Annotated in this window: 24 protein-coding genes and 1 pseudogene; 19 read left to right on the forward strand and 6 right to left on the reverse strand. The window is 62.4% G+C overall.

Annotated features, from left to right (window positions below):
• Window positions 1–65: 65 nt before the first annotated feature.
• The 3 genes from C1M53_RS12140 (at window position 66) to C1M53_RS12150 (ending at window position 2,261) form a co-directional block, all read left to right on the forward strand.
• Window positions 66–1,289 carry an argininosuccinate synthase gene (locus C1M53_RS12140; protein WP_129412476.1) on the forward strand — a complete coding sequence of 408 codons (1,224 nt, stop codon included), beginning with the start codon at window positions 66–68 and terminating at the stop codon, window positions 1,287–1,289.
• A 2-nt stretch (window positions 1,290–1,291) separates the two neighbouring features.
• Window positions 1,292–1,819: a hypothetical protein gene (locus tag C1M53_RS12145; RefSeq protein WP_129412477.1), complete on the forward strand. Its 528-nt coding sequence runs from the start codon at window positions 1,292–1,294 to the stop codon at window positions 1,817–1,819.
• Between the two features lie 133 nt (window positions 1,820–1,952).
• On the forward strand, window positions 1,953–2,261 hold the full coding sequence (locus C1M53_RS12150; protein ID WP_129412478.1) for a hypothetical protein: 309 nt from the start codon (window positions 1,953–1,955) through the stop codon (window positions 2,259–2,261).
• Window positions 2,262–2,326: 65 nt separating this feature from the next.
• Here C1M53_RS12150 and C1M53_RS12155 read toward each other — a convergent pair whose 3' ends face one another.
• On the reverse strand, window positions 2,327–3,118 hold the full coding sequence (locus tag C1M53_RS12155) for a lytic murein transglycosylase (protein ID WP_129412479.1): 792 nt from the start codon (window positions 3,116–3,118) through the stop codon (window positions 2,327–2,329).
• 292 nt (window positions 3,119–3,410) lie between these two features.
• Between C1M53_RS12155 and C1M53_RS12160 the strand changes: the two genes are divergently transcribed.
• The 5 genes from C1M53_RS12160 to rpsP all read left to right on the forward strand — a co-directional run bounded on the left by C1M53_RS12160 (window position 3,411) and on the right by rpsP (window position 7,803).
• On the forward strand, window positions 3,411–4,007 hold the full coding sequence (locus C1M53_RS12160; RefSeq protein WP_129412480.1) for a DUF1236 domain-containing protein: 597 nt from the start codon (window positions 3,411–3,413) through the stop codon (window positions 4,005–4,007).
• A 178-nt stretch (window positions 4,008–4,185) separates the two neighbouring features.
• Window positions 4,186–5,172 carry a type II CAAX endopeptidase family protein gene (locus C1M53_RS12165; protein WP_245488530.1) on the forward strand — a complete coding sequence of 329 codons (987 nt, stop codon included), beginning with the start codon at window positions 4,186–4,188 and terminating at the stop codon, window positions 5,170–5,172.
• Window positions 5,173–5,438: 266 nt separating this feature from the next.
• The gene (gene ffh / locus C1M53_RS12170) at window positions 5,439–7,034 is read left to right on the forward strand and encodes a signal recognition particle protein (protein WP_129412481.1); all 1,596 of its coding nucleotides are present in this window, start codon (window positions 5,439–5,441) and stop codon (window positions 7,032–7,034) included.
• Window positions 7,035–7,041: 7 nt separating this feature from the next.
• Window positions 7,042–7,359, forward strand: coding sequence for a chorismate mutase (locus C1M53_RS12175; protein ID WP_129412482.1), 318 nt, complete (start codon window positions 7,042–7,044; stop codon window positions 7,357–7,359).
• Between the two features lie 57 nt (window positions 7,360–7,416).
• A complete protein-coding gene (gene rpsP / locus C1M53_RS12180; protein WP_129412483.1) occupies window positions 7,417–7,803 on the forward strand; it encodes a 30S ribosomal protein S16 in 387 nt (128 codons plus the stop codon).
• A gap of 55 nt (window positions 7,804–7,858) precedes the next feature.
• On the opposite strand, the gene C1M53_RS12185 is transcribed toward rpsP, so the two are convergent.
• Window positions 7,859–8,269, reverse strand: a complete 411-nt coding sequence (locus tag C1M53_RS12185) for a cupin domain-containing protein (RefSeq protein ID WP_165358127.1) — start codon at window positions 8,267–8,269, stop codon at window positions 7,859–7,861.
• 98 nt (window positions 8,270–8,367) lie between these two features.
• On the opposite strand from C1M53_RS12185, the gene C1M53_RS12190 reads away from it, so the two are divergent.
• Window positions 8,368–9,261 (forward strand): LysR family transcriptional regulator, encoded by an 894-nt coding sequence (locus C1M53_RS12190; protein ID WP_165358128.1) that lies wholly within the window; start codon window positions 8,368–8,370, stop codon window positions 9,259–9,261.
• A 262-nt stretch (window positions 9,262–9,523) separates the two neighbouring features.
• Entirely contained in the window at window positions 9,524–12,049 is a 2,526-nt protein-coding gene (locus C1M53_RS12195) for an EAL domain-containing protein (protein ID WP_129412486.1), read from the forward strand.
• 94 nt (window positions 12,050–12,143) lie between these two features.
• On the opposite strand, the gene C1M53_RS12200 is transcribed toward C1M53_RS12195, so the two are convergent.
• From C1M53_RS12200 to C1M53_RS12210, 3 genes are all read right to left on the reverse strand, one after another.
• Window positions 12,144–13,049, reverse strand: a complete 906-nt coding sequence (locus C1M53_RS12200) for a bestrophin family ion channel (RefSeq protein ID WP_129412487.1) — start codon at window positions 13,047–13,049, stop codon at window positions 12,144–12,146.
• 146 nt (window positions 13,050–13,195) lie between these two features.
• Window positions 13,196–13,507: a YMGG-like glycine zipper-containing protein gene (locus C1M53_RS12205; protein WP_129412488.1), complete on the reverse strand. Its 312-nt coding sequence runs from the start codon at window positions 13,505–13,507 to the stop codon at window positions 13,196–13,198.
• Between the two features lie 79 nt (window positions 13,508–13,586).
• Entirely contained in the window at window positions 13,587–14,006 is a 420-nt protein-coding gene (locus C1M53_RS12210; RefSeq protein ID WP_129412489.1) for a DoxX family protein, read from the reverse strand.
• Window positions 14,007–14,141: 135 nt separating this feature from the next.
• Here C1M53_RS12210 and C1M53_RS12215 point away from each other — a divergent pair, with 135 nt between their 5' ends.
• The 3 genes from C1M53_RS12215 (at window position 14,142) to C1M53_RS12225 (ending at window position 17,151) form a co-directional block, all read left to right on the forward strand.
• Window positions 14,142–14,549 (forward strand): ACT domain-containing protein, encoded by a 408-nt coding sequence (locus tag C1M53_RS12215; protein WP_129412490.1) that lies wholly within the window; start codon window positions 14,142–14,144, stop codon window positions 14,547–14,549.
• Between the two features lie 66 nt (window positions 14,550–14,615).
• Entirely contained in the window at window positions 14,616–15,815 is a 1,200-nt protein-coding gene (locus tag C1M53_RS12220; protein WP_129412491.1) for a GGDEF domain-containing protein, read from the forward strand.
• A 112-nt stretch (window positions 15,816–15,927) separates the two neighbouring features.
• Window positions 15,928–17,151: a GGDEF domain-containing protein gene (locus C1M53_RS12225; protein ID WP_129412492.1), complete on the forward strand. Its 1,224-nt coding sequence runs from the start codon at window positions 15,928–15,930 to the stop codon at window positions 17,149–17,151.
• On the opposite strand, the gene C1M53_RS12230 is transcribed toward C1M53_RS12225, so the two are convergent.
• Window positions 17,135–17,491 (reverse strand): hypothetical protein, encoded by a 357-nt coding sequence (locus C1M53_RS12230; RefSeq protein WP_129412493.1) that lies wholly within the window; start codon window positions 17,489–17,491, stop codon window positions 17,135–17,137. The genes C1M53_RS12225 and C1M53_RS12230 overlap by 17 nt on opposite strands.
• Before the next feature lie 175 nt (window positions 17,492–17,666).
• Here C1M53_RS12230 and C1M53_RS31905 point away from each other — a divergent pair, with 175 nt between their 5' ends.
• The 6 genes and pseudogenes from C1M53_RS31905 to C1M53_RS12260 all read left to right on the forward strand — a co-directional run bounded on the left by C1M53_RS31905 (window position 17,667) and on the right by C1M53_RS12260 (window position 22,283).
• A complete protein-coding gene (locus tag C1M53_RS31905) occupies window positions 17,667–18,179 on the forward strand; it encodes a hypothetical protein (protein ID WP_207213101.1) in 513 nt (170 codons plus the stop codon).
• A gap of 236 nt (window positions 18,180–18,415) precedes the next feature.
• Window positions 18,416–18,819 (forward strand): annotated as a pseudogene (gene sdhC, locus C1M53_RS12240) (succinate dehydrogenase, cytochrome b556 subunit).
• A gap of 3 nt (window positions 18,820–18,822) precedes the next feature.
• Window positions 18,823–19,218, forward strand: coding sequence for a succinate dehydrogenase, hydrophobic membrane anchor protein (gene sdhD / locus C1M53_RS12245; protein ID WP_129412494.1), 396 nt, complete (start codon window positions 18,823–18,825; stop codon window positions 19,216–19,218).
• A gap of 4 nt (window positions 19,219–19,222) precedes the next feature.
• Window positions 19,223–21,061: a succinate dehydrogenase flavoprotein subunit gene (gene sdhA, locus C1M53_RS12250; protein WP_129412495.1), complete on the forward strand. Its 1,839-nt coding sequence runs from the start codon at window positions 19,223–19,225 to the stop codon at window positions 21,059–21,061.
• A gap of 2 nt (window positions 21,062–21,063) precedes the next feature.
• Window positions 21,064–21,504, forward strand: coding sequence for a DUF3052 family protein (locus C1M53_RS12255; RefSeq protein WP_129412496.1), 441 nt, complete (start codon window positions 21,064–21,066; stop codon window positions 21,502–21,504).
• Entirely contained in the window at window positions 21,504–22,283 is a 780-nt protein-coding gene (locus C1M53_RS12260) for a succinate dehydrogenase iron-sulfur subunit (RefSeq protein ID WP_129412497.1), read from the forward strand. Before C1M53_RS12255 ends, C1M53_RS12260 begins: the two co-directional genes overlap by 1 nt.
• Window positions 22,284–22,289: the final 6 nt, after the last annotated feature.

Consider the following 22,289-nt stretch of genomic DNA (forward strand, 5'->3'; position numbering starts at 1 on the left):
GGAATTGCTCTAATAGTGGCGCCGAAAAAGCGGTTCTGGCCAATGTAGGAAGGTTGCCCTCCAAGATGTCCAAATTCAAAGACGTGAAGAAGGTGGTGCTCGCCTATTCGGGCGGCCTCGATACATCGATCATCCTGAAGTGGCTGCAAACCGAACTCGGTGCGGAGGTCGTTACCTTCACCGCTGACCTTGGCCAGGGCGAGGAACTGGAGCCGGCGCGCCGCAAGGCCGAAATGCTCGGCATCAAGGAGATCTTCGTCGAGGACGTGCGCGAGGAATTCGTGCGAGATTTCGTCTTCCCGATGTTCCGCGCCAACGCGGTCTATGAGGGGGTCTATCTGCTCGGCACTTCGATCGCCCGTCCGCTGATCTCCAAGCATCTGATCGAGATCGCCGAAAAGACCGGCGCTGACGCCATTGCGCATGGCGCGACCGGCAAGGGCAACGATCAGGTTCGTTTCGAGCTGTCGGCCTATGCGCTGAACCCGGACATAAAGATCATCGCGCCGTGGCGCGACTGGTCGTTCAAGAGCCGCACGCACCTGCTCGAGTTCGCCGAGCAGCACCAGATCCCGGTCGCCAAGGACAAGAAGGGTGAGGCGCCGTTCTCGGTCGACGCGAACCTGCTGCACTCTTCCTCGGAAGGCAAGGTTCTGGAAGATCCGGCGATCGAGGCGCCCGAATACGTCCATATGCGGACGATTTCGCCGGAAGCCGCTCCCGACAAGGCGACGGTCATAAAGGTCGGCTTCGAAAAGGGCGATGCGGTTTCGATCAATGGCGAACGCCTTTCGCCGGCGACGCTGCTCGCCAGGCTCAACGACTACGGCCGCGACAACGGCATCGGCCGCCTCGACCTGGTGGAGAACCGCTTCGTCGGCATGAAATCGCGCGGCGTGTACGAAACGCCCGGCGGCACGATCCTGCTCGCTGCGCATCGCGCCATCGAGTCGATCACGCTCGACCGCGGCGCGGCCCACCTCAAGGACGAGCTGATGCCGCGCTATGCGGAGCTGATCTACTACGGCTTCTGGTTCTCGCCGGAGCGCCAGATGCTGCAGGCCGCGATCGACCTCAGCCAGAAGGACGTCGAGGGCGAGGTGACGCTGAAGCTCTATAAGGGCAATGTCATGGTCATCGGCCGTGAATCGCCGAAGTCGCTTTATTCCGACAAGCTGGTTACCTTCGAGGACGATCAGGGCGCCTATGACCAGAAGGACGCTGCCGGCTTCATCAAGCTCAATGCGCTGCGCCTGCGCACGCTCGCGGCTCGCAACAAGCGCGGCTGATCATGCCTGGCGCGCGTTGTTCCGTCGCCGGCCTTCTGATGCTGGCGACGGCTCTGCCCGTCGCCGCACAGGACTTCGACCCGGCTGCGCTGGATCTGCCGGCATTGCTCGAATGCCGGGCGGATGTGCCGACCTACAACGGCTTCGCTTTCTGGCTGGCTGGTGAAACCAATGCAGCCGACAGCCTTGGCTGGCGCAAGGTCGACAGCGGCAACCCTTTCCTGTCGCAATACGAGCTGGAAAAGCCTCTGGCCGCTTTCGGCACCGAGACGAAGACCCTGGTGTTTACGTCGAGTGGTCCGATGGCTGTGCTCGACGGGGTGACTGCGCCGGACCTGGCAAACAAGCTCGGCATCAAGCCGATGATCTCTGCGCCGCAGAAGTTCCTCGGCGAAAAGGTCGTCTCGGAGAAGACCGAGACATCCGAAGGCGTGACGTTTGCCACCCGCATCAGCCTGAATATTTCGACAGTCGAGACACACCCAGGCAAGGTGCTTGCCGGGTGCTCTTACAAGATCGAAGTTGAATAGCAGGCCTCCGAAGCAGCTCTCCAGCCGGCAAATCGAAAGATCAGCAACGGCAGGACCGCATCGCGCGATATCGCGTTGGCTTGATCTTTCGAATGTCTTCGATAGGTTCAGACCATACGGTTGAGGGGCCTTCATGAAGAGAAAAGTTTTCGCGTTGCTTGCAGCCACAGCCGTGCTGACAGGCAGTCAAACAGCGCAAGCTGCGACCAAAGCGGAGATCAAGGCTGCCAACGATCGGTGCGTAAAAAGTTATGCTTCGATCCCGCTCTCGACAAAGGAGGAAATCAGAGGGTTCATGGGGGTGTCGAAAGAACGCGCACCCGCGCTTTTTTGTCAGCGCCTGGTCAGAGCTTTCGTCAGCGGACGAATTACATTTTCTGACCTGAATCGGCTCCAGGAGAACCGTTCAACCGAAATCTGGAAGGTCATCAAGGGGCGGTAATCGAGGATCGCCGTGCTGGCGACCCTCGCAAGAAAAGTTCGAGCCTGGGCTCGAACCGGTTTCCATCAGTCGTTGTCGATGGCCGTGGCGATGCGGGCGATTGCCTGCTGGTAGACACTGGCCGAATTCCAGCCGGCGATCGCTCCCATATTGCCGTCGGCGCCGACCCCGGCCTGCCAGCCGTGGCCCTTGAGGAAGTTGGCGGTCGAGGCAAGTGCGGTTTCCTTGTCGCGCAGATTTGCTCCACCGACACCATATTTCAGGACATTTCCGGGCAGGAACTGGGTATGGCCGATCTCTCCGTGCATCGCGCCCACCGAAGTGGCGGTCAGCGCGCCGCGATCGACGAGCTTGAGCGCGGCGATGGCGTGCGGGTAGAAGAATTCGGGGCGGCGGCAGTCATAGGCGAGGGTCACGATGGCGGAAACGGTGTTCTGCTTGCCCATGGCAGCACCGAAACCGGTTTCCATGCCCCAGATGGCGAGCAGCACGCCCGGCGTCACGCCATAGGTGCTTTCGATCCGGTTGAAGAGCGCCGCGTTGGCTTTCTTCATGGACTTGCCGCGTGAAATGATCGTCGCGGCGCCCCTGCGCTTCATGAAATCCTCAACGGAACCGCTGAAGGCCTTCTTGACCGCCCGGTCGGCCCGGATGGTCGCCGTGGCGTATGTTGCGCCTTCCAGCGCCGCGAGGCCGCGGCTCTTGACGCCTGCAGCCTGTGCCTCCTGGGCGAAATCCATTTTCCACTGGTCGAATCCCGCGGCGGATTTGCCGCATTCGGCCGCCTGGGTGGCGCCGGTCAGCAGCAACAGCGCCGCCGCGGCTGCGAAAACCTTTCCCTTGGCACGCAATGCCATTCTCATCTCCTGGTTGCCTGAATCACCTCGCGAGGCGAATTTGCCAGCGAACATCGAGCTTGTCACCGACGTTTCCCTGGCGCCCGCCGTGTTCCGGCTAAAGGCCAGAAGCCCGTCCCGATCAAGCGTTTTTTGCTGATTTCGCCGATTCGAGCGTCGATCTGGTGGCGTCTGCGGCTCACCTGCAACGACAGGCCGGAACAAAGCGTGAGCATCGATCGGAACTTTAGCGGGAACGTCAGGATGCCGGAGGCGTTGGCGGTGCGAGGGACGATGACAGAGGAGCAAGACAATGAGGACATTGCTGTTGTCTGCGATCGCGGGAACACTCGTTGCCATGTCCGGCGCGGCATGGGCGGATACGCTCGTATCGGCTGACAGAGACCTCAACATGCGCGCCGGGCCCGGTTCGCGTTACCCCGTGGTGGGTGTTCTGGCAGCAGGCCAGACCGCGGTGCTGGACGGCTGCCTGCAAGGTTCGAAATGGTGCGCCGTCGGCAATGCCGACAACCGTGCCTGGATCAATTCGGACTACGTGACCAGCGAATTCTCCGGCAGGCGCGTGGTGCTGACAGAACGGCCGGTCGATTCAGGCGTGACCGTGATCGAGACGCCGGGCGTTGTCATGGACGATGAGCTGTCGACCGGATCGGTCGTTCAGGACGACGATACGGATCTGCCGCTGCCACCAATGGAAGTGCGCAGCTACGTCAGGACAAACGCGGTCGATCCGATCTATATCCAGGATGAGGTTCGAACCGGCGCCACATTGCCCGATACGGTCGTGCTGAGCGAGGTTCCAGGCTATGATTATCGATATGCCTATGTGAACGGCGAGCCGGTCATCGTCAGCCCGTCGTCCAGGCATATCGTCTATGTCGGCGAGTAAATCATAACGACTGTCGGCGACTCGATCCGACAAATTTAACCTAATCCTTGCGATGTGATTGCGAGGTTTCCGGGCATCGCCTAGAGCAATTCCAGGAAAAGCGTGTGACGGTTTTCCGTTCGGAATAGCATAAAAAGAAATTCTAGAGCGTTTCCGTGAAAACGGAAACGCTCTAGTCATGGCGGTGCCCGATGCACAGGCGGGTCATTCGAGAAGAGCCCGCATGATCCCCGAGCCGACAGCCTTCGAACGCTACCGTTCGAGCCCGAATGGCAAAATGACGCTCCTGCGTCTCATCTTCGGCACTATCGTCATCTTGCTGGTCTGGACACTTTCGACCTTCGCGGTGGTGAGGATCGGCTGGGGCTTCGTTGCCCTGGTGCCGGACTCGTTGCAGCCTGATGGCTATGGCATGGAGGCTTTTCTCACTTCGCCCATCGGTGTGCTGACGGCGCTGGTTACCTTCTGCGGCATATGGGCCGGCGCATGGCTGGTGATGCGATGGATTCACCGCGAGCCGCTTTCGGCACTTTTCGGCAACAGCCACAGGATTTCCCGATCCGGTTTTCTCAACGGATTTGTTGCCGTTTTCCTGACGTCGATCTTTTCGGAGGTGCTGCTGTACGCTCTCGATCCCGTCATCCAGCGTGGTTCGATTGGTCTTTCTGTCTGGTTGATGGCCCTGGTGCCCGTGGCGATGCTGGCGTTCGTGCAGACATCGGCGGAGGAACTGCTGTTTCGCGGTTATCTGCCGCGCGGGCTGGCCAGACTGTTCCGCAGCCCGCTGGTGTGGGCGCTGCTGCCGACACTGGTCTTCACTGCGCTGCACTGGAGTGGAGATTCAGCCCTTGCAATGAACGTTGCCGGGCTGATCTCCATCGGCGTATTCTCGGTGGTCCTGATGATGCTCGTCCATGCGACCGGCAATCTCGGCGCTGCCTTCGGGGCGCACTTTGGCAACAACCTGTTCGGTTTCCTGCTGATTTCTCACCAGGCCAGTCTTTCCAGCTTCGCGCTGTTCGAGGCGCGGTCGCTGGAGGGTGCGGGCTGGGCCGGCATCGATGCGGTCCTGATCGCGGGTATAGGCATCGTATCCAGCCTGCTGACGGCACTGCTTCTGTTGCATCCGCGCTCGCCGCTACGGGTGGCGCCGGATCTCGGTTGACTGGCCGAAAACACCGATTTCAGCCGTTTCCCTTGACTCCCGGCCATTTTTCCTGTCAAAAGCCGCCAACTTCCGCGACGATCGTCTTCGCGAAAGCCGACCGGGACGAGGCAAGCGCCGTAAAGTGCGCTGTCGAGTGATCCCGGAGGCCAACACCCGGCAGCGCTGTGCGCCCCCGGGTGCTTTTTGGTTTTGGGCTTTGCTTGGATGATCGGTGCGGACGTATTACCTCTCGGGTCTGAGCATCCGGGATCGAAGGAAGAAGCATGTTCGAATCGCTGCAAGAGCGACTTGGCTCAATTCTGAACGGCCTTACCGGTCGTGGCGCGCTGTCGGAGGCTGATGTCTCGGCCGCGCTGCGCGAAGTGCGCCGTGCGCTGCTCGAGGCCGACGTCGCACTGGAAGTCGTGCGCTCGTTCACCGACAAGGTACGGGAGAAGGCGGTCGGTGCAGCGGTTCTGAAGGCGATCAAGCCCGGCCAGATGGTCGTCAAGATCGTTCATGACGAACTGGTCGAGATGCTGGGCGCCGAAGGCGTCGCCATCGATCTCAATGCGCCCGCGCCGGTCGTCGTCATGATGGTCGGTCTGCAGGGCTCCGGCAAAACGACGACCAGCGCCAAGATCGCCAAGCGGCTGACCGAGCGCCAGGGCAAGAAAGTGCTCATGGCCTCGCTCGATACGCGCCGCCCGGCGGCGCAGGAGCAACTGCGGCAGCTCGGCGAGCAGACCAAGGTGGCGACGCTGCCGATCATCGCCGGACAGACCCCGGTCGACATCGCCAGGCGTGCCGTGCAGGCTGCCAAACTGGGCGGCCATGACGTCGTCATCCTCGACACCGCCGGCCGCACGCATATCGACGAGCCGCTGATGGTCGAGATGGCCGACATCAAGAAGGCTTCGACCCCGCATGAAATCCTGCTGGTGGCCGATTCGCTGACCGGTCAGGATGCCGTCAATCTCGCCAAGAATTTCGACGACCGCGTCGGCATCACCGGTCTGGTGCTGACCCGTATGGACGGCGACGGCCGCGGCGGCGCCGCGCTGTCGATGCGCGCCGTCACCGGCAAGCCGATCAAGCTCATCGGCACCGGCGAAAAGATGGACGGGCTGGAGGAATTCCACCCCAAGCGTATCGCCGACCGCATCCTCGGCATGGGCGACATCGTTTCGCTGGTCGAGAAGGCCGCCGAAACCATCGACGCGGAAAAGGCCGCGGCGATGGCCAAGAAGATGCAGTCCGGCAAGTTCGACCTGAACGACCTCGCCGATCAGCTTGGCCAGATGCAGAAAATGGGCGGCATGGGCGGTATCATGGGCCTGATGCCCGGCATGGGCAAGATGAAGGACCAGATGGCGGCAGCCGGTCTCGACGACAAGATGTTCGGCCGCCAGCTCGCCATCATCTCTTCGATGACCAAGGCCGAGCGGGCAAACCCCGATCTTCTCAAGCACAGCCGCAAGAAGCGCATCGCTGCCGGTTCCGGTACCGATGCCGCCGAAATCAACAAGCTCCTGAAGATGCATCGCGGCATGGCCGACATGATGAAGGCGATGGGCGGCAAGGGCAAAGGCGGCGGCATGATGCGCGGCCTGATGGGCGGGCTGGCCAACAAGATGGGTCTTGGCGGCATGATGCCGGGCATGGGTGGCATGCCCGATCTTTCCAAGATGGACCCCAAGCAGATCGAAGCCCTGCAGAAGCAGGCGGAAGCCGCCGGTCTCGGCAAAGGCCTGCCGGGTGGGATGCCCGGAGGTCTTCCCGGCCTGGGCGGTGGTGGTTTGCCGGGCCTGCCCGGCGGCCTGAAGCTTCCGGGCCTCGGCGGTCCGGGTGGCTTGCCGGGCCTCGGCAAGAAGAAGTGAGGCGGCGATGAGCGACGAAAAGACAATGGAAGCCGCCCGCGCCCAGCTCGCCGGCTATCGCGCTTCGATCGACAACATCGATGCCGCTCTCGTTCATATGCTGGCGGAGCGCTTCCGCTGCACCAAGGCGGTCGGCGTGCTGAAGGCCACGCATGGCTTGCCACCGGCCGATCCGAAGCGCGAGACCGAGCAGATCGAGCGGTTGCGCCGGCTTGCCAAGGAAGCGCAGCTCGATCCCGATTTCGCAGAAAAATTCCTGAACTTCGTCATCCGCGAAGTGATCCGCCATCATGAGCAGATCGCAGCGGAAACGGCGCAAGCATGACCGGCTGGATCCAGCCGTAATCCGATCAACGAGAATCAGAGCTTTAGGAGAAACAAAATGGCACTGAAGATCAGACTGGCCCGCGCGGGCTCGAAGAAGCGTCCTTACTACCACATCGTCGTCGCCGACGCGCGCTCGCCGCGCGACGGTCGTTTCATTGAATCGATCGGCGCCTGGAACCCGCTGCTGCCCAAGGATGGCGAGCGCGTCAAGATCGACGCCGACCGTGCCAAGCATTGGCTCGGCAACGGCGCGCAGCCGACCGACCGCGTGCTGCGCTTCTTCGACGAAGCCGGCATCGCCAAGCGCGAAGCCCGCAACAACCCGTCCAAGGCCGAGCCGGGCAAGAAGGCGCAGGAACGCGCCGCCCTGCTGAAGAAGGCGCAGGAAGACGCCGCTGCCGCCGTGGCTGCCGCTGCAGCCCCGGCTGAAGCCAGCGAATAAGAACTTCCGCTCCAGCGAAGAGAAACGGCGGGCCGAAAGGCCCGCCGTTTTGCGTTCAGCCGACAGGGTCGGCAAATGGCGTGTCCGGCTCGCTGGCGTAGAATATCACCATTCGCGCGGGCGTCTCGGTGCTCAGATTGCGGCCGGTCATGGCGACGTGCGCCGGCTCGACAAAGACTTCGCCCGCCCTTACGTCCACCGGTCCACGGTCCTCAAGCTCAAGCGTGAATGTCCCTTCCAGCATGTAGATCGTCACGGGGTGGCGGTGGCTGTGACGAGGCGTGCAATCGCCGGGATCGAGCCTGGCCAGCAAGATCCGTATCTCCTGCGTCTCCAGTGTCGGCATGCCGGTCGTGGCCTCTCGATACAGGACCGACAGTTTAGCGGCACCCGAAGTCTGTGCCGAGGTGGTTATGCCGACGGTCAAGCCGGCGATGGCATCCCTGGTTGCCATTGTCTCGTGCATCGCTTCCTCCATTGTTCACAATGAAGGCTAACGCGGGGCCGCTCTTAGCGGCAGCCGCAAGCTTGCAGAGCCGCCGAGCAGAAGCGCATAACATCGGGATGTTCGACTGGAACGACCTGCGCTATCTGCTTGCCGTCGCGCGTGAGGGCAGCACGCTGGCGGCTGCACGGGTCCTGGGTGTGAACCAGTCCACGGTCCATCGACGGCTGGTCGAGCTCGAGCGGCGGGTCGGTTTCGCGCTCGTCACCCGACATGCAACGGGGTACAGGCTCACCAGCCTTGCCGAGGTGCTGCTTCCGGCCGTCGAGCGCGTGGAAGCAGAAATCTCGTTTCTCCAGAACCAGATCCGGGCTCACGGGGACGAGCTTGTCGGGGTCATTCGCCTGACCTGTCCCGAGCCGCTGGTATCTCGCCTCGCAGGGTCGTCCTATCTCGACCTCTTTCACGAGAAACATCCGGGTTTGAAGATCGAATTCGTGATGAGTGACCGCTATCTCGACCTGGGCAAGGGCGAAGCGGATGTGGCGCTGCGTTCAGGCGAACCGGATGACGAAACGCTGGTCGGCCGCAAGATCGCCGATTCAATATGGGCGGTCTACGCCAGCAAAAGTTATCTTCAACATCATGGTCGCCCGGAACGGGTCGACGACCTTGGCCAACACATGCTTGTTGGTTTCGACGGAATGCTCATCAACCACCGCGCGGCGAAATGGCTGTCTGCCGTTGCTCCCGGCGCCAGGATCGCTGCACGCAACAACAGCGTGCTCGGCGTGCTGCATGCAGTGAAATCAGGTGTCGGCGTCGCACCGCTGCCAACCGCCATCGCGGACATGGACGATGACCTGGTCCAGGTTCTTCCTCCGGTGCGGGACCTAGCGCGGGGTTGGTATCTTCTGACGCGGGCCGATCTGCGCCAGACGCCGCGCATCAGCTGCTTCTTCGATTTCACCTTCCGTCATCTGGACATCATCCGGCCGATCCTGATGGGTTGAAGCCGTTGTCCCGTGGCTGAAAGACCCGCGTGGAGGCGTGTTTCGGCCCTTCGAAGTATGACGGCTATATGACGCCCGGCTTAAGCAAGAAGTAAGTAAGCCGCCGCTAACGTGCCGGCATGGCGCGCAACGCCAACATGTTGCGCGGGCATGATGCCGTGATGCCTGGCCGGAATCTCTTCGGCATGAAAATCGATGCGACTCTGCCGTGAAGCCTGGTGCATGCCGGGCCGTGGAAGCGTTGCGGCAATGGCGGGCTGGAATGATGTCGATTGCAGTGCGGGTCAAGGAACTGGATGAGCTTGCGCGGCAGCAGCAGCCGATCGAGTCAAATCCTTCGAGCCAGGCCGACCGCGTGTTCCGCATCGACACCGAATTCGAGGACGTGCGGCTGATGTTGCGTCGCTGGCAGGCGGCATGCATCGACGGTGTTCTCCCGCCTTATGAAGAGTTGGCGCTGGGCAGCGTCGGTCGTTTTGCCGACGAACTGGCAGTGGTTCGGCTTTCGGAGGGCCATGCGGGCTTCATCCTGCGCGCCGGCTCCCGCTTCTGCAGCCTGGCAGACATCGCGGAAGCCTCGGTTTCGCTTTCCGTCCTGCCGTTTGCGGTTCGACGCGCGGTGAACGATGCCATCGATCTCGCGCGTCTGGCTGCGCGACCCTATCTGACCCTGTGCCGGTCGATCATCGACGGCATGGTATCGACCATGGAGGTGCTGGCGCTGCCGCTGTCCTGTCGCTGGCCAGGCGAATATTTCCTGATCTTCGCAAGGCCGCGCAAAAGCCAGGTCGATCTCGCACGTCTGCTCATCAACTCGACCGACGAGGGCATTCTGGCGCTGAGCCCGCTGGAAGGCGTTGGTACTGCGCCGCGCGACTATCAGGTGCTCAGCATCAACAATGCCGCCGCCAGGATGCTTGGCGCACCGGCGGAAAACATGCGCCTGCGCCTGTTGTCCGAGGTAAGCGCGGCTGAATGCCTGGCGCGTCTGCTCGATCAACGGTCTCGCAACCGAAGCCAGGGCCCTGCGGTGCCGTCGCTGGAGCTCGAATACGATCTCGCCGGCGAAGCCATCTCCCTGCAGGTGGGTGTTGTCGAAACCGACGGTCTTCTTGCCGTCACGCTGACCGATGTGCGTGAGATCCGCAATCGCGAGGTGCTGTTCCGATCGCTGTTCGACGACAACCCGGTGCCGATGTATGTGCGCCATCTCGCAACCGGTGTCTTTCTCAACGTGAATGCCGCCGCACTTCACCTCTACGGGCATGATCGAGCCGCGTTCCTTGCCCTGGATATTCGCAATCTCGAGCCGAATTCCGCCGCGCGCGTTGGTTCCTCGGGCGAGCGCTTCGCGCGCCATCGCACCGCATCCGGAGCCGAGCTGGACGTCATCGAATACACACGCGCGATAACGGTTGGCGGACAACCGGCGACGCTGTCGACAATCGTCGACGTGACGGAACGCAAGCGGGCGGAAGAGCGCATTTCCTTCCTCGCTCATCACGATCCGCTGACCGGCGTCGGCAACCGCACCACTTTTTCGCAGGAAATCGAGGAAGCCGTGGCGACGGCGGTCGCCGGCCACCAGCCATTCGCGCTGGTCCTGATCGATCTCGACGATTTCAAGGCGGTCAACGATACGCTGGGTCATGCGGCAGGCGACTCCCTGCTGATCGAGACGGCGGACAGGATCCGCCGGCTGCTACGCCGTACTGATCTCGTCGCCCGTCTTGGCGGTGACGAATTCGCAGTGCTGTTGCGCGGTGCCCTGAGCCGGGACGACGTCCAGCTGCTGGCCGGGCGGATCATCCAGGCGATCGCCCAGCCGCACGGCTACGAGGGGCACAAGCTCTCCATTGGCGCCAGCCTCGGCGCCGCCATCGCGCCCGTCGACGCACGCGAGGCCGGCACGCTGCTCAAATGCGCCGACCTCGCGCTCTATCGTTCGAAGCGCGAGGGCAAGGGGACGTTCCATTTCTTCGAACCTGAGATGGATGCCGAAATGCGGGAGCGCCGCGAACTGGAACTGGAACTGCGCGCCGCGGATTTCGACCGCGAACTGGAGTTGCACTATCAGCCGATCATCTCGCTGCGCAGCGGTGGCCTGCGTGGCTTCGAAGCGCTGGTACGCTGGCGCAATCCGAGACGCGGCATGGTCTCGCCGGCAGAATTCATTCCCCTGGCTGAAGAGACAGGCATGATCGACGCCATCGGCCGCTGGGTGCTGGAGGAAGCCTGCCGGCGTGCGGCCGCCTGGCCACAGGATCTGATCATCGCTGTCAATGCTTCGGCGGTGCAGTTCCGCCAGGGCCGCTTCGCAGAGACAGTCACCCAGGCGCTTGCGGCATCCGGCCTCGATCCTTCTCGCCTGGAGATCGAGATCACCGAATCCGTTCTGCTTGCCGACACGGGGGCCAATCTTGCCCTGCTGGAGCGGTTGAAGGATGTCGGCGTGCGTGTCGCGCTCGACGATTTCGGTACCGGCTATTCCAGCATGAGCTATCTCAGACGCTTCCCGTTCAGCCGGCTGAAGATCGATCGCTCCTTTATCCGCGACATCGGTTCCAGTCGCGAATCCATGGCGATCGTGAGAGCGATCATCGGTCTGAGCGCCAATCTCGGCATCGACACCACCGCGGAAGGTGTCGAGACGGGTGCGCAGCTTGAACTGTTGCGGCAGGAACGTTGCGGCGAAATCCAGGGCTTCCTGTTCAGCCCCCCGGTAGACAGCGTCGGCGCCTTGCGCATCATCGACAGCTATCGCAGCGACGAGAGCAAGGTCGCCTAGAACAATTCAAGTAAAGTGCGTGGCGGTTTTCCGTCCGGAATTGCGCAAAGCAAAAAGTTGGAGCGTTTCCGTATGACGGGAAACGCTCCGGACGTTACGAATAGAAGTAGTTTTCAGCTTCGAGCACCGGCGGCGCCGGTTCGCCGAGTGCTTCGAATACGGAGACCTCGCAGACCCGGCAAAGCGCGTCGAGCGCAAGGTCATTGGCTTCCGTGCCGAAAGGGTCTTCCAGTTCTTCCGACAAGGCGTCGAGCCCGAAAAAGGTGTAAGCGATCAGCGCCGTGAAAAGCGGCGTTACCCAGCCGGCGGTCGCGGCAAGCCCGAAGGGCAACAGCAGGCAGACGATGTAAGCCGTCCTGTGCAGCAGCAACGTATAGGCAAAAGGCAGCGGTGTGCCGGCGATGCGTTCGCAACCAGCCTGCATGGCTGCGATCGCCGACAGGCGTTCGTCGAGGATACGATAGCCGATGCTGTCGATCATGCCGTTTTCACGCAAGGCTGCCACCCGTTTGCCCATGCGTCTCAGCATTTCGTCCGGCCGATTGGCGAAGACCGTGAGCGTGTTGGCCGCCTCACCGATGAAAGGATGCGCGTCGGCGGTGCTGTCGATCCGGCGCAATTGTCCGCGCAACACATGACAGAAGGCGAGCACGTCCATCAGCAGCGAACGTTGTTCTTGCCGCTCTGAAATGAGGCCGGTGACGGCGCGGGCGAGGTTGCGGACATCATAGACGAGCTGCCCCCAGAGCTTGCGCGCTTCCCACCAGCGGTCATAGGCAGCGTTGTTGCGGAAGCCGAGATAGATCGACAACGTCACGCCGAGCAGACCGAAGGGGGCGATGGTGAAGCCGCTCAGCTCGATGCCAAAATATCTGACCAGCGCGACCACGGCGGCCGCGTAAGCCGCAAAACCGAGGATCTGCGGGAGAATTCGCGGCACGATCGATCCGCGCATGATGAAGAAGAGCTGCCAGAGCCCCGGTTTTGGCCGCACGATCATGACAATCCCACTCTTGCCCTCACCCTTCGAAAGCGTCCGTCTCGGCGGACAGCCTGGGCATAGAATGGGAAGGGGCTGCTAGCAACATACGGCCGCGACAGGATGCGTCGCGACCGCCGCTTCAGGCACCGTGCCGCGGATGCCCGTCAGTATCCGGGGCGAGAGCGATAGTCGGGATCGTCGTTGTAGTAACGGCCGCCGCGATCTGGACAGCGATCGACGAAGACGCGTCCATAGCGGTCGCGGTAGCGGCACTTGCCACGCTCGCTGGCATTGCCGATCAAGGCGCCTGCCACAGTACCGACAGCGCCGCCGATGACGGCACCCTCGACTGGATTACCTGCGACGGCGGCACCCACTGCGGCGCCCCCCAGTCCGCCGATTGCTGCGCCCTTTTCCGTCTGCGAACAGGCGGCAAGGGGCAGCAACAAAGCTGCCAGGATCAAGACGTTCTTCATGATCGTTCCTTTCGAAGCGACATACCGCCCGCCTGTGTCCAACGCCGCAGCATTGGATTCGATCCAACAATGACATCCCTTAGCCGGAGAAGGGCAGCAGCGCGCGCAGCCGAGGATCGCGCAGCCACAGGCCGCCCCACAAGAGCAGGCCGAGATAGATGCCGAAGAAGGTGTGCGAGAACAGCGGATTGCCGATCCTGACGTGGGTAGCGATTGCGCCGCCGAAATAGGCGGTAAGCAGGATGGCACCGAGGAAGGAGGTGCGTGGCCAGGCGTAGAGCGCGGTGGCAACCAGGCCGATGATGCCGAGCAGGCGCGCGGTGCCGACATCCGCCGGCCAGCCGATCTCGGTCATCGTCTGGGTGACGATATCGAGCGGCGGCAATTTGATGACGCCGTCAAATATCATGAAAAGGACGATCAAACCGCTCATGATGCGGCCAGCCCAGAGGGCTCGGGTCGAGATGGTTTTCGTGTTCGATGCGTTGATGCTGGACATGGTTGTTCCCTCCGATGCTTCGTCGGCCTGGGGTTGTCCGCGGCCATCTGCGAAGTTACGCCTAGGACGGACAAGCCGGCGCAAATCCGACAGGGGTTTTGATTTTTTGCCGCCAAACCAGCCTGCGAGGAAACAATGAGTGGTGAGACCAACCTGAAGATGCTGCTCGGCTCGATGCGTCCGGAACTGCAACCGGAGACGTATGTCTTTGTCACGCTTCCGCGCGACCAAAGTTTACCGGAGGGCGTTCCGCCGCTGATGGTGTTCGGCGAAAAAGAAGGCTGGACCTGCATCGTCAGCGAGGAGGCAGCCGGCCGGGTCGGGTTGTCCGGCACGTTCCCCTGCCGCATGATCACGCTTTCCATCCACTCGTCGCTGGAGGCCGTGGGCTTTCTCGCTGCCATCTTGCCGCGCCTTGCTGCCGCGGGCATGGGGGTCAATCCGGTCTCGGGTTTCTACCACGACCATCTTTTCGTGCCGGCCGATCGCGCCGACGATGCAATGCGCATCCTCGAGGAACTGGCGACGGCAAACGGCAACTGAAGGCTCCGGCCCTACTTAACGCGTTGTTTGTCCCTTGGTTCTAGTGTGCAGGCGGGACATTCGGGCGTGGCGGTGAGTCAGGACCTTTTCATATCGCTTCTCAATCCGGTGCTGTCGATCGTTCTGTCGACGGCATTTTTCGTGCTGTGGTCTTTCCGGCGCGAGAACCGCTACGTGCTGCAACTGTGCGTCTGCTACTTCGCCGTGGCGATCGGCTTCGCGCTGCAATCCTTCGATCTTGGCGCCGGTCCGGCGGTATCGAAGGTGATTTCCAATCTTCTGTTCTTCGGTGCGCTTCTGCTGTTCGTAGCGGCGGTCACGAGCCGTCAGGGCGTGCGCGTTCCTTGGGCGGCGTCACTCCTGTGCATAGCGGCTGGCATGGGCGGCCTGCTCTGGTTCCTGTTCGTGCAACCTTACTTTCCCGGGCGGGTGTTTTCGGTGAACTACGGGTTGGGCGCGCTGTGCATCGTCGCCATGATGCGGCTGCGCCAATCCAGCCGCCGCTCGGTGATCGACCGCATGATCGTCCTGATGGCTGGACTGAGGGCGGCAGACTTTTTCATCCGCCCGCTGCTGGTCGCGCTGCTGAGCGGCGTCGATGCCGGCCGTCCGCCATACATGCACTCGCCCTACTGGCTGACCACCAGCCTTTCGGTGATGGTCTTCTCGCTGCTGATAGCGCTTACCTTGCTGACTGCCGTTGCGCTCGACACCATCAACGAACTGCAGGCAGAGTCCGAGACCGATGCACTGTCGAAGCTGCTCAACCGGCGCGGCTTCGAACAGAAGGCTGCGTCCGTTCTGGAGCGTAGCGCCCGCACGGGCGCGCCGGTGACACTGGTGTTGGCCGATCTGGATCATTTCAAGTCGGTCAACGACCGTTTCGGACATGCCGTCGGCGACCAGGTCATCGTCGAGTTCGCTGCGAGGCTGCAGACGGCGGGTTCGCGCGCGGTCGTCGGGCGGATCGGCGGCGAGGAGTTCGCGGTGCTGATGCCGTCGACCGATCTGGTTGCCGGACGCCTCTTTGCCGAGACGGTGCGCGAGGCCTTCTGCTCGGAAACAGTCGAAGGCGTGCCGCCGGGTGTCAAGCTGACGGCCAGTTTCGGCGTCGCCGGCCGTTTCGGAGGCGAGGAACTCGCCCCGTTGATGTTGCGTGCTGACGAGGCGCTCTACAAAGCAAAACAGAACGGGCGTGACAGCGTCCGCATATCGTTCCAGAGGCAGCCGATCGCCAGATATGTTGATCTGCCGGCCGCAAGCTGACGGCATCGCCGTCCGGTTAACCTGTTCTTCGTTTCGCAGCGATACAATCATCACTTGCTAAAATGATTAAGTTGATGCGACCGGAACCTAGGCTACGGATAGATTTGTCGCGATGAGCGGTGCGAACTTCATCCTGGCGATCAACCTTTTCGTCGCTGGCCTGCTGGCAGCGGCTTTCATGACTGTTGCTGCCTACGACACGCGCCGCGTCGCGGCGCGCTGGCTGGCGCTGGGTTACGCCGTTGGCATGGCCTATTTCGTCGTCGAATTCTCTATCCCCGCTTTCAACTATGCGACGCCACCGGTGGTGGTGGCGTTTGCCGTATTTCTTGTGGCAACCCTCATCTTCAACGTCGGGCTGGCCAACAAATACGGCATAACGCCGCCCTGGCGGTTCATGGCGGCTTTTCTTCTGGTCACGTCGATAATCGTCTATCTCGTGCAGGACCTGCCCCGGCATTCCTTCCCGCGCATGATGGCCTACCAGTTTCCCTATGCCGCGGCGCAGCTCATCGGACTCTGGATCGTCTGGTCGTCGCGGCAGCGGCGCGAGAAGCTCGACATCATCCTGATGGTGGTTCTTGCGGCGAGCGCGCTGCAGTTTGCGTCGAAGCCGCTGATCGCCCACGCGCTGGGCGGCTGGGGCGCCGACCCGCAGGCCTATCTGCAGACGAACTATGCCATGGTCTCACAGTCGCTGGGCACCGTTTTCGCGATGGCCCTCGCCCTGCTGCTTCTGGTTATCCTGGTGCGCGACGTGCTTGCCGAAGCCACCTCAAAATCGGAGACCGACACGCTGTCAGGCCTGCTCAATCGCGGCGGGTTCGAACGTCATGCCGAAACGGCACTGCGCGACGGAGCCCGTCAGGGCCTGCCGGTGTCGCTTGTGATTGCCGATCTCGACCACTTCAAACTGGTCAACGACAATTTCGGCCATGCCTGCGGCGACCGTGTCATCGAAACCTTCTCAGGTTTCCTGCGCGACGCTGCCGGGCAAAGCCATCTCGCCGCGCGTCTCGGCGGCGAAGAGTTCGCCGTGATGCTGCCGGGCACCAATCTTGCCGCGGCGCGGTTGTTCGCCGAAGGCGCGCGAAGCGCTTTCGGTGCCCTGCCGATCAAGGGGCTGCCGCTGTCCTATCGCTGCACGGCAAGCTTCGGCGTTGCCGAACTGCGCTCCGGGGAAACCCTCTCCGAACTGATGCGCAGGGCGGACGAGGCACTCTACGGCGCTAAGAAGGGTGGCCGCGACCAGGTCCGCGTGGCTTCGGGGCCGATCGCCATCGTCGGCAAACCCAACGGCAAGCCGCTGGGCAACGGCTTCAACGGCAGGGACTGATTTCCGGCATTTCGCCGTCAGCAAGGCCGTACATATAGGAGCGGCCCTTCACGAAGGCCGGCGGCCGATAGCAGTCGCGTTCGTCGGCGTAGTTGCCCGCGCGATCCATGTAGAGAACCTTGGGCTGGCCGGCGCTGGTGTAGTCGGCCATCTTCCTGGCCATGGCGCCTTCGCCAACGAGGATGCGTTTGTAGCCGGTCGCACTGTCGATCACGAGGTTGCCGAAGGAATCGGCATAGGCTCGATCATGCTGGCTCGACCAGGCAAGCGCAGGCACCGCCTGACCAAAGGTCGTCACTGCTAGTACGAGACCGGCGCAAATCCCACGGGTCAGATGCATGGCGCGCTCCTCCATCCAGAAACGAGTGTGCCTCCTCGATTCGCAGAATTAACCTTTTCTTAACCTTTGTTAAGAGGGTAGCGCCGGATGGGGTGCGACTTTGCTTAACATGGTTAATATCGCGACTTGATCGGCCGGGATGATCGCGACTAGGTTGGCGTACTGGAGGAATCGTATGGCGCTACGCCGAATTTCCCGGGCAACGCCCACTTGCGCGCGTTTCCGCTCCTGGCGGCAACGTGGCAACGCTCAAACTCCTTTCGCCATTCCGAGCGCAAGCCTGCGGCACGTTTTTGCTGGAATCGCCCTCACGGGGCTTCTGACGCTCGCAGCCTGTGTTTCGCAACCGGGCAAACCCGGCCTGCAGCCCCACACCGCGCAAGGGCAGCTGGCGGCTGCCGCTACCGCCGCTGCACCCAATTCGCAGGCCGCGGCTACCCTGGTTGAAAAGGATACGCCGCAGCCGCGCATGGCGACCTACAACTGCGCCGACGGCGGCCGCATGACGGTCGAGAACATCGGCACGGCGATCCGCGTTGTCGGCTCGGATGGTGTCAACGAGGAACTGCCCGCCGCGCCGGCCGGCCAGAACAGCCGATTCGGCATCGACCATGACGCAATCGTGATCGATGGGCGTGAGGCGCTGGTCATGAAAGCCAATGCTACCCCTGTAGCCTGCAGGCGCTGATCCTTTCGGGCAGCATCCGATAGGCCAGTCGGGTGGTGGCATTCGCAGTCGCGAGGAAGTTCAATCGTTTAAAGGCTGCGACACAACTATTCGTCAGACTAAATGACTTTTCCAAAACGATTTTCTGGCTTTGACGCGGTGCAAAAAGCGTTTTAGAACGCCGCTGTTCCATAGTCGCATTCCGAAGCGTCGATGCCGCGTTTGCATCGCCGTGACGGGTGCCGAACGGGGAAGCCATGAGCCACTCACCAGCCACCCGCGACAGACCTCTTTCGCCGCATCTCACCATCTACCGGCCGACGATCACCATGACGATGTCGATCGTGCACCGCATCACCGGTTGCGCGCTTTACGTCGGCACGCTTCTTGTTGCCTGGTGGCTGACGGCAGCGGCCGGTCCGCAATCCTATTTCGATTTCGTCAACGGCATTTTCGGCTCCTGGTTCGGCCAGCTGGTGCTGCTTGGCTACACCTGGGCACTGATGCATCACATGCTTGGCGGCATCCGCCATTTCGTGTGGGACACCGGCGCCGGGCTCGAAAAACACACCGCCTCGAAGATCGCCTGGGCGACATTGATCGGCTCGGTGATCCTACGATCCTGATCTGGGTTGTCGGCTACATGGTCAGGGGAGGCTGAGCGATGAGTGCGAACAAATCCGAGATGCGCACCGCCCTCAAGAGGGTGCGCGGCCTTGGCTCCGCCCGCGAAGGCACCATGCATTTCTGGCGGCAGCGCCTGACGGCGGTCGCCAATGTTCCGCTGCTTCTCTTCTTCGTCGGCTTCCTCATCGCCACCAACGGTGCGTCTTATGAGGAAGTCCGCGCAGCTTTGGCCAACCCGCTGGTTGCGCTGGTGATGATCCTGGTGCTGGTTTCCGGGCTCGTTCACATGCGCCTCGGCATGCAGGTGGTCATCGAGGACTACGTCACCAGCGAGGGCAGGAAGCTCGCAGTGCTCATCCTCAATACTTTCTTCACGGTAGCGGTCGGCGTGGTTTCGATCTTCGCCCTGCTCAAGCTGGCATTCGGAGGCTGACGCTTTGGCCAAGGACGCAAAAAGCGGCAGCGCAGGCTCCGCCTATACCTATGTGGATCACAAGTTCGACGTGGTGATCGTCGGCGCCGGCGGCGCCGGCCTGCGCGCTACGCTCGGCATGGCCGAACAGGGCCTGCGCACGGCCTGCATCACCAAGGTCTTTCCGACCCGCTCGCACACCGTGGCGGCACAGGGCGGCATCGCCGCCTCGCTGCAGAATATGGGGCCTGACAGCTGGCAGTGGCACCTCTACGACACCGTCAAGGGGTCCGACTGGCTCGGCGACGTCGATGCCATGGAGTACATGGTGCGTGAGGCGCCTGCCGCGGTCTACGAGCTCGAGCACTACGGCGTGCCGTTCTCGCGGACCGAGGAAGGCAAGATCTACCAGCGCCCGTTCGGCGGCCACATGATGAACTACGGCGATGGTCCGCCCGTGCAGCGCACCTGCGCAGCCGCCGACCGCACCGGCCACGCCATCCTGCATACGCTCTACGGCCAGTCGCTGAAGAACAACGCACAGTTCTTCATCGAATATTTCGCGCTCGACCTGATCATGGACGATGACGGTACCTGCACCGGTGTCGTTGCCTGGAATCTCGACGACGGCACCATCCACCGCTTCTCCGCCAAGATGGTGGTGCTGGCGACCGGCGGTTACGGCCGTGCCTATCTGTCGGCAACCTCGGCACACACCTGCACCGGCGACGGCGGCGGCATGGCCGTGCGTGCCGGCCTGCCGCTGCAGGACATGGAATTCGTGCAGTTCCATCCGACCGGCATCTACGGTGCCGGCTGCCTGATCACCGAAGGCGCACGCGGCGAAGGCGGTTATCTGGTCAATTCCGAGGGCGAGCGCTTCATGGAGCGTTACGCGCCTTCTGCCAAGGACCTTGCCTCGCGCGACGTCGTCTCGCGCTGCATGACGCTGGAGATCCGCGAGGGACGTGGCGTCGGCAAGCTGAAGGATCACATCTTCCTGCACCTCGACCATCTCGATCCGGCCGTTCTGCACGAACGCCTGCCGGGCATCTCGGAATCGGCTAAGATCTTCGCCGGCGTCGACGTGACGCGAGAGCCCATCCCGGTGCTGCCGACGGTGCACTACAACATGGGTGGCGTGCCGACCAACTACTGGGGCGAAGTGCTGAACCCGACTGCAAAGAGCCCGGACCGCGTATCGCCGGGCCTGATGGCCGTGGGTGAGGCCGGCTGCGCTTCCGTGCATGGCGCCAACCGTCTCGGCTCCAACTCGCTGATCGACCTTGTGGTGTTCGGCCGCGCGGCGGCGATCCGCGCGGGGCAGGTGGTGGACCGGACTTCCTCCGTGCCGTCGGCGAACCCAAAGTCGCTCGAAAAGATCATGGATCGCTTCGACCGGCTGCGTCACGCCAATGGCAGCACCCCGACCGCGGTGCTGCGCGACAAGATGCAGCGCGCCATGCAGGAAGATGCTGCCGTGTTCCGCACGCAGGAATCGCTCGAGCAGGGTTGCAAGCGTATCTCCGCGATCTGGGGTGAATTGAAGGATCTCAAGGTCTTCGACCGTTCGATGATCTGGAATTCGGATCTGGTCGAGACGCTGGAGCTGGAGAACCTGATGGCCAACGCCATCGCCACGGTCTATGGCGCCGAGGCGCGCAAGGAAAGCCGTGGCGCGCATGCCCGCGAGGACTTCTCGGCGCGTGACGATGCCACCTGGCGCAAGCATACGCTGGCGAAGGTCAGCGAGGACGGCAAGGTGACGCTGACTTATCGCGGCGTGCACACCGAAACCACGCTGCCGCTGGACAAGGGGGGCATCGACCCCGCAAAGATCGCGCCCAAGGCGCGGGTGTACTGACGATGGGTGCGGCGCTGGCCACGGCTGGCTATTCCGGTACGCCGCTGGCGGCGAAGCTGGGCCTGAAGGACGGCATGCATGCCGCCTTCCTGGCTTTGCCGGAGCAGTTGGTGCGGCTCGGCGAAGCAGTGCGTTTTGCCACGGTGAAGCATTTCGCCGCCTGGGCAGACATCGAGGCCGATGCAGGCTGCGATGTGGTGCATGCCTTCACCAGGCAACGCGACGAGGTCGAGAATTCACTCGCCCGGCTGCAGGCCGCGATCAAACGTGACGGCATGATCTGGGTGTCGTGGCCGAAAAAGGCATCCAAGGTGACGACCGATGTGACCGAAGGCGTGATACGCGCCGAAGCGCTCAAGCTCGATCTGGTCGACGTCAAGGTCGCGGCAATCGATGAAATCTGGTCCGGGCTGAAGCTCGTCATCCGAAAGGACCGCAGGTAATGGTCGAACTCGCACTCCCCAAGAATTCGCAGGTCAAGCCGGGCAAGACCTGGCCGAAGCCGGAAGGCGCGACGAACCTGCGTGAATACCGCATCTACCGGTGGTCGCCGGACGATGACGAGAACCCGCGCATCGACACCTATTTCGTCGACATGGACGATTGCGGACCGATGGTCCTCGACGCGCTGCTCTACATCAAGAACAGGATCGATCCGACGCTGACGCTGCGCCGCTCCTGCCGCGAAGGCATCTGCGGCTCTTGCGCCATGAACATCGACGGCTCCAACACGCTGGCCTGCACCAAGGGCTGCGACGACATCTCCGGCGCCGTGAAGGTCTATCCGCTGCCGCACATGCCAGTGGTGAAGGACCTGGTTCCCGATCTCACCAATTTCTACGCCCAGCACCGCTCGATCGAGCCCTGGCTGAAGACGGTTTCGCCGGAGCCGGCCAAGGAATGGCTGCAGAGCCATGAGGATCGCCAGAAGCTCGACGGCCTCTACGAGTGCATCCTGTGCGCCTGCTGCTCGACCTCGTGCCCAAGCTATTGGTGGAACGGTGATCGCTATCTCGGCCCGGCCACGCTGCTGCAGGCTTATCGCTGGCTGATCGATTCCAGAGACGAAGCGACGGGTGAGCGCCTCGACAATCTCGAGGATCCGTTCCGGCTCTACCGCTGCCACACCATCATGAACTGTGCGCAGACCTGTCCCAAGGGTTTGAACCCGGCCAAGGCGATCGCCGAAATCAAGAAGATGATGGTGGAGCGCCGCGTCTGAGGCGAC

The organism is Mesorhizobium sp. Pch-S, from assembly GCF_004136315.1.
Taxonomy (GTDB): Bacteria; Pseudomonadota; Alphaproteobacteria; order Rhizobiales; family Rhizobiaceae; genus Mesorhizobium.

Excerpts from the sequence above, each read along its gene's own strand:
- C1M53_RS12140 (WP_129412476.1), top strand. The coding sequence starts at position 66 with ATGTCCAAATTCAAAGACGTGAAGAAGGTGGTGCTCGCCTATTCGGGC.
- C1M53_RS12145 (WP_129412477.1), top strand. The coding sequence starts at position 1,292 with ATGCCTGGCGCGCGTTGTTCCGTCGCCGGCCTTCTGATGCTGGCGACG.
- C1M53_RS12150 (WP_129412478.1), top strand. The coding sequence starts at position 1,953 with ATGAAGAGAAAAGTTTTCGCGTTGCTTGCAGCCACAGCCGTGCTGACA.
- C1M53_RS12155 (WP_129412479.1), bottom strand. The coding sequence starts at position 3,118 with ATGGCATTGCGTGCCAAGGGAAAGGTTTTCGCAGCCGCGGCGGCGCTG.
- C1M53_RS12160 (WP_129412480.1), top strand. The coding sequence starts at position 3,411 with ATGAGGACATTGCTGTTGTCTGCGATCGCGGGAACACTCGTTGCCATG.
- C1M53_RS12165 (WP_245488530.1), top strand. The coding sequence starts at position 4,186 with ATGGCGGTGCCCGATGCACAGGCGGGTCATTCGAGAAGAGCCCGCATG.
- ffh (WP_129412481.1), top strand. The coding sequence starts at position 5,439 with ATGTTCGAATCGCTGCAAGAGCGACTTGGCTCAATTCTGAACGGCCTT.
- C1M53_RS12175 (WP_129412482.1), top strand. The coding sequence starts at position 7,042 with ATGAGCGACGAAAAGACAATGGAAGCCGCCCGCGCCCAGCTCGCCGGC.
- rpsP (WP_129412483.1), top strand. The coding sequence starts at position 7,417 with ATGGCACTGAAGATCAGACTGGCCCGCGCGGGCTCGAAGAAGCGTCCT.
- C1M53_RS12185 (WP_165358127.1), bottom strand. The coding sequence starts at position 8,269 with ATGCACGAGACAATGGCAACCAGGGATGCCATCGCCGGCTTGACCGTC.
- C1M53_RS12190 (WP_165358128.1), top strand. The coding sequence starts at position 8,368 with ATGTTCGACTGGAACGACCTGCGCTATCTGCTTGCCGTCGCGCGTGAG.
- C1M53_RS12195 (WP_129412486.1), top strand. The coding sequence starts at position 9,524 with ATGATGTCGATTGCAGTGCGGGTCAAGGAACTGGATGAGCTTGCGCGG.
- C1M53_RS12200 (WP_129412487.1), bottom strand. The coding sequence starts at position 13,049 with ATGATCGTGCGGCCAAAACCGGGGCTCTGGCAGCTCTTCTTCATCATG.
- C1M53_RS12205 (WP_129412488.1), bottom strand. The coding sequence starts at position 13,507 with ATGAAGAACGTCTTGATCCTGGCAGCTTTGTTGCTGCCCCTTGCCGCC.
- C1M53_RS12210 (WP_129412489.1), bottom strand. The coding sequence starts at position 14,006 with ATGTCCAGCATCAACGCATCGAACACGAAAACCATCTCGACCCGAGCC.
- C1M53_RS12215 (WP_129412490.1), top strand. The coding sequence starts at position 14,142 with ATGAGTGGTGAGACCAACCTGAAGATGCTGCTCGGCTCGATGCGTCCG.
- C1M53_RS12225 (WP_129412492.1), top strand. The coding sequence starts at position 15,928 with ATGAGCGGTGCGAACTTCATCCTGGCGATCAACCTTTTCGTCGCTGGC.
- C1M53_RS12230 (WP_129412493.1), bottom strand. The coding sequence starts at position 17,491 with ATGCATCTGACCCGTGGGATTTGCGCCGGTCTCGTACTAGCAGTGACG.
- C1M53_RS31905 (WP_207213101.1), top strand. The coding sequence starts at position 17,667 with ATGGCGCTACGCCGAATTTCCCGGGCAACGCCCACTTGCGCGCGTTTC.
- sdhD (WP_129412494.1), top strand. The coding sequence starts at position 18,823 with ATGAGTGCGAACAAATCCGAGATGCGCACCGCCCTCAAGAGGGTGCGC.
- C1M53_RS12255 (WP_129412496.1), top strand. The coding sequence starts at position 21,064 with ATGGGTGCGGCGCTGGCCACGGCTGGCTATTCCGGTACGCCGCTGGCG.
- C1M53_RS12260 (WP_129412497.1), top strand. The coding sequence starts at position 21,504 with ATGGTCGAACTCGCACTCCCCAAGAATTCGCAGGTCAAGCCGGGCAAG.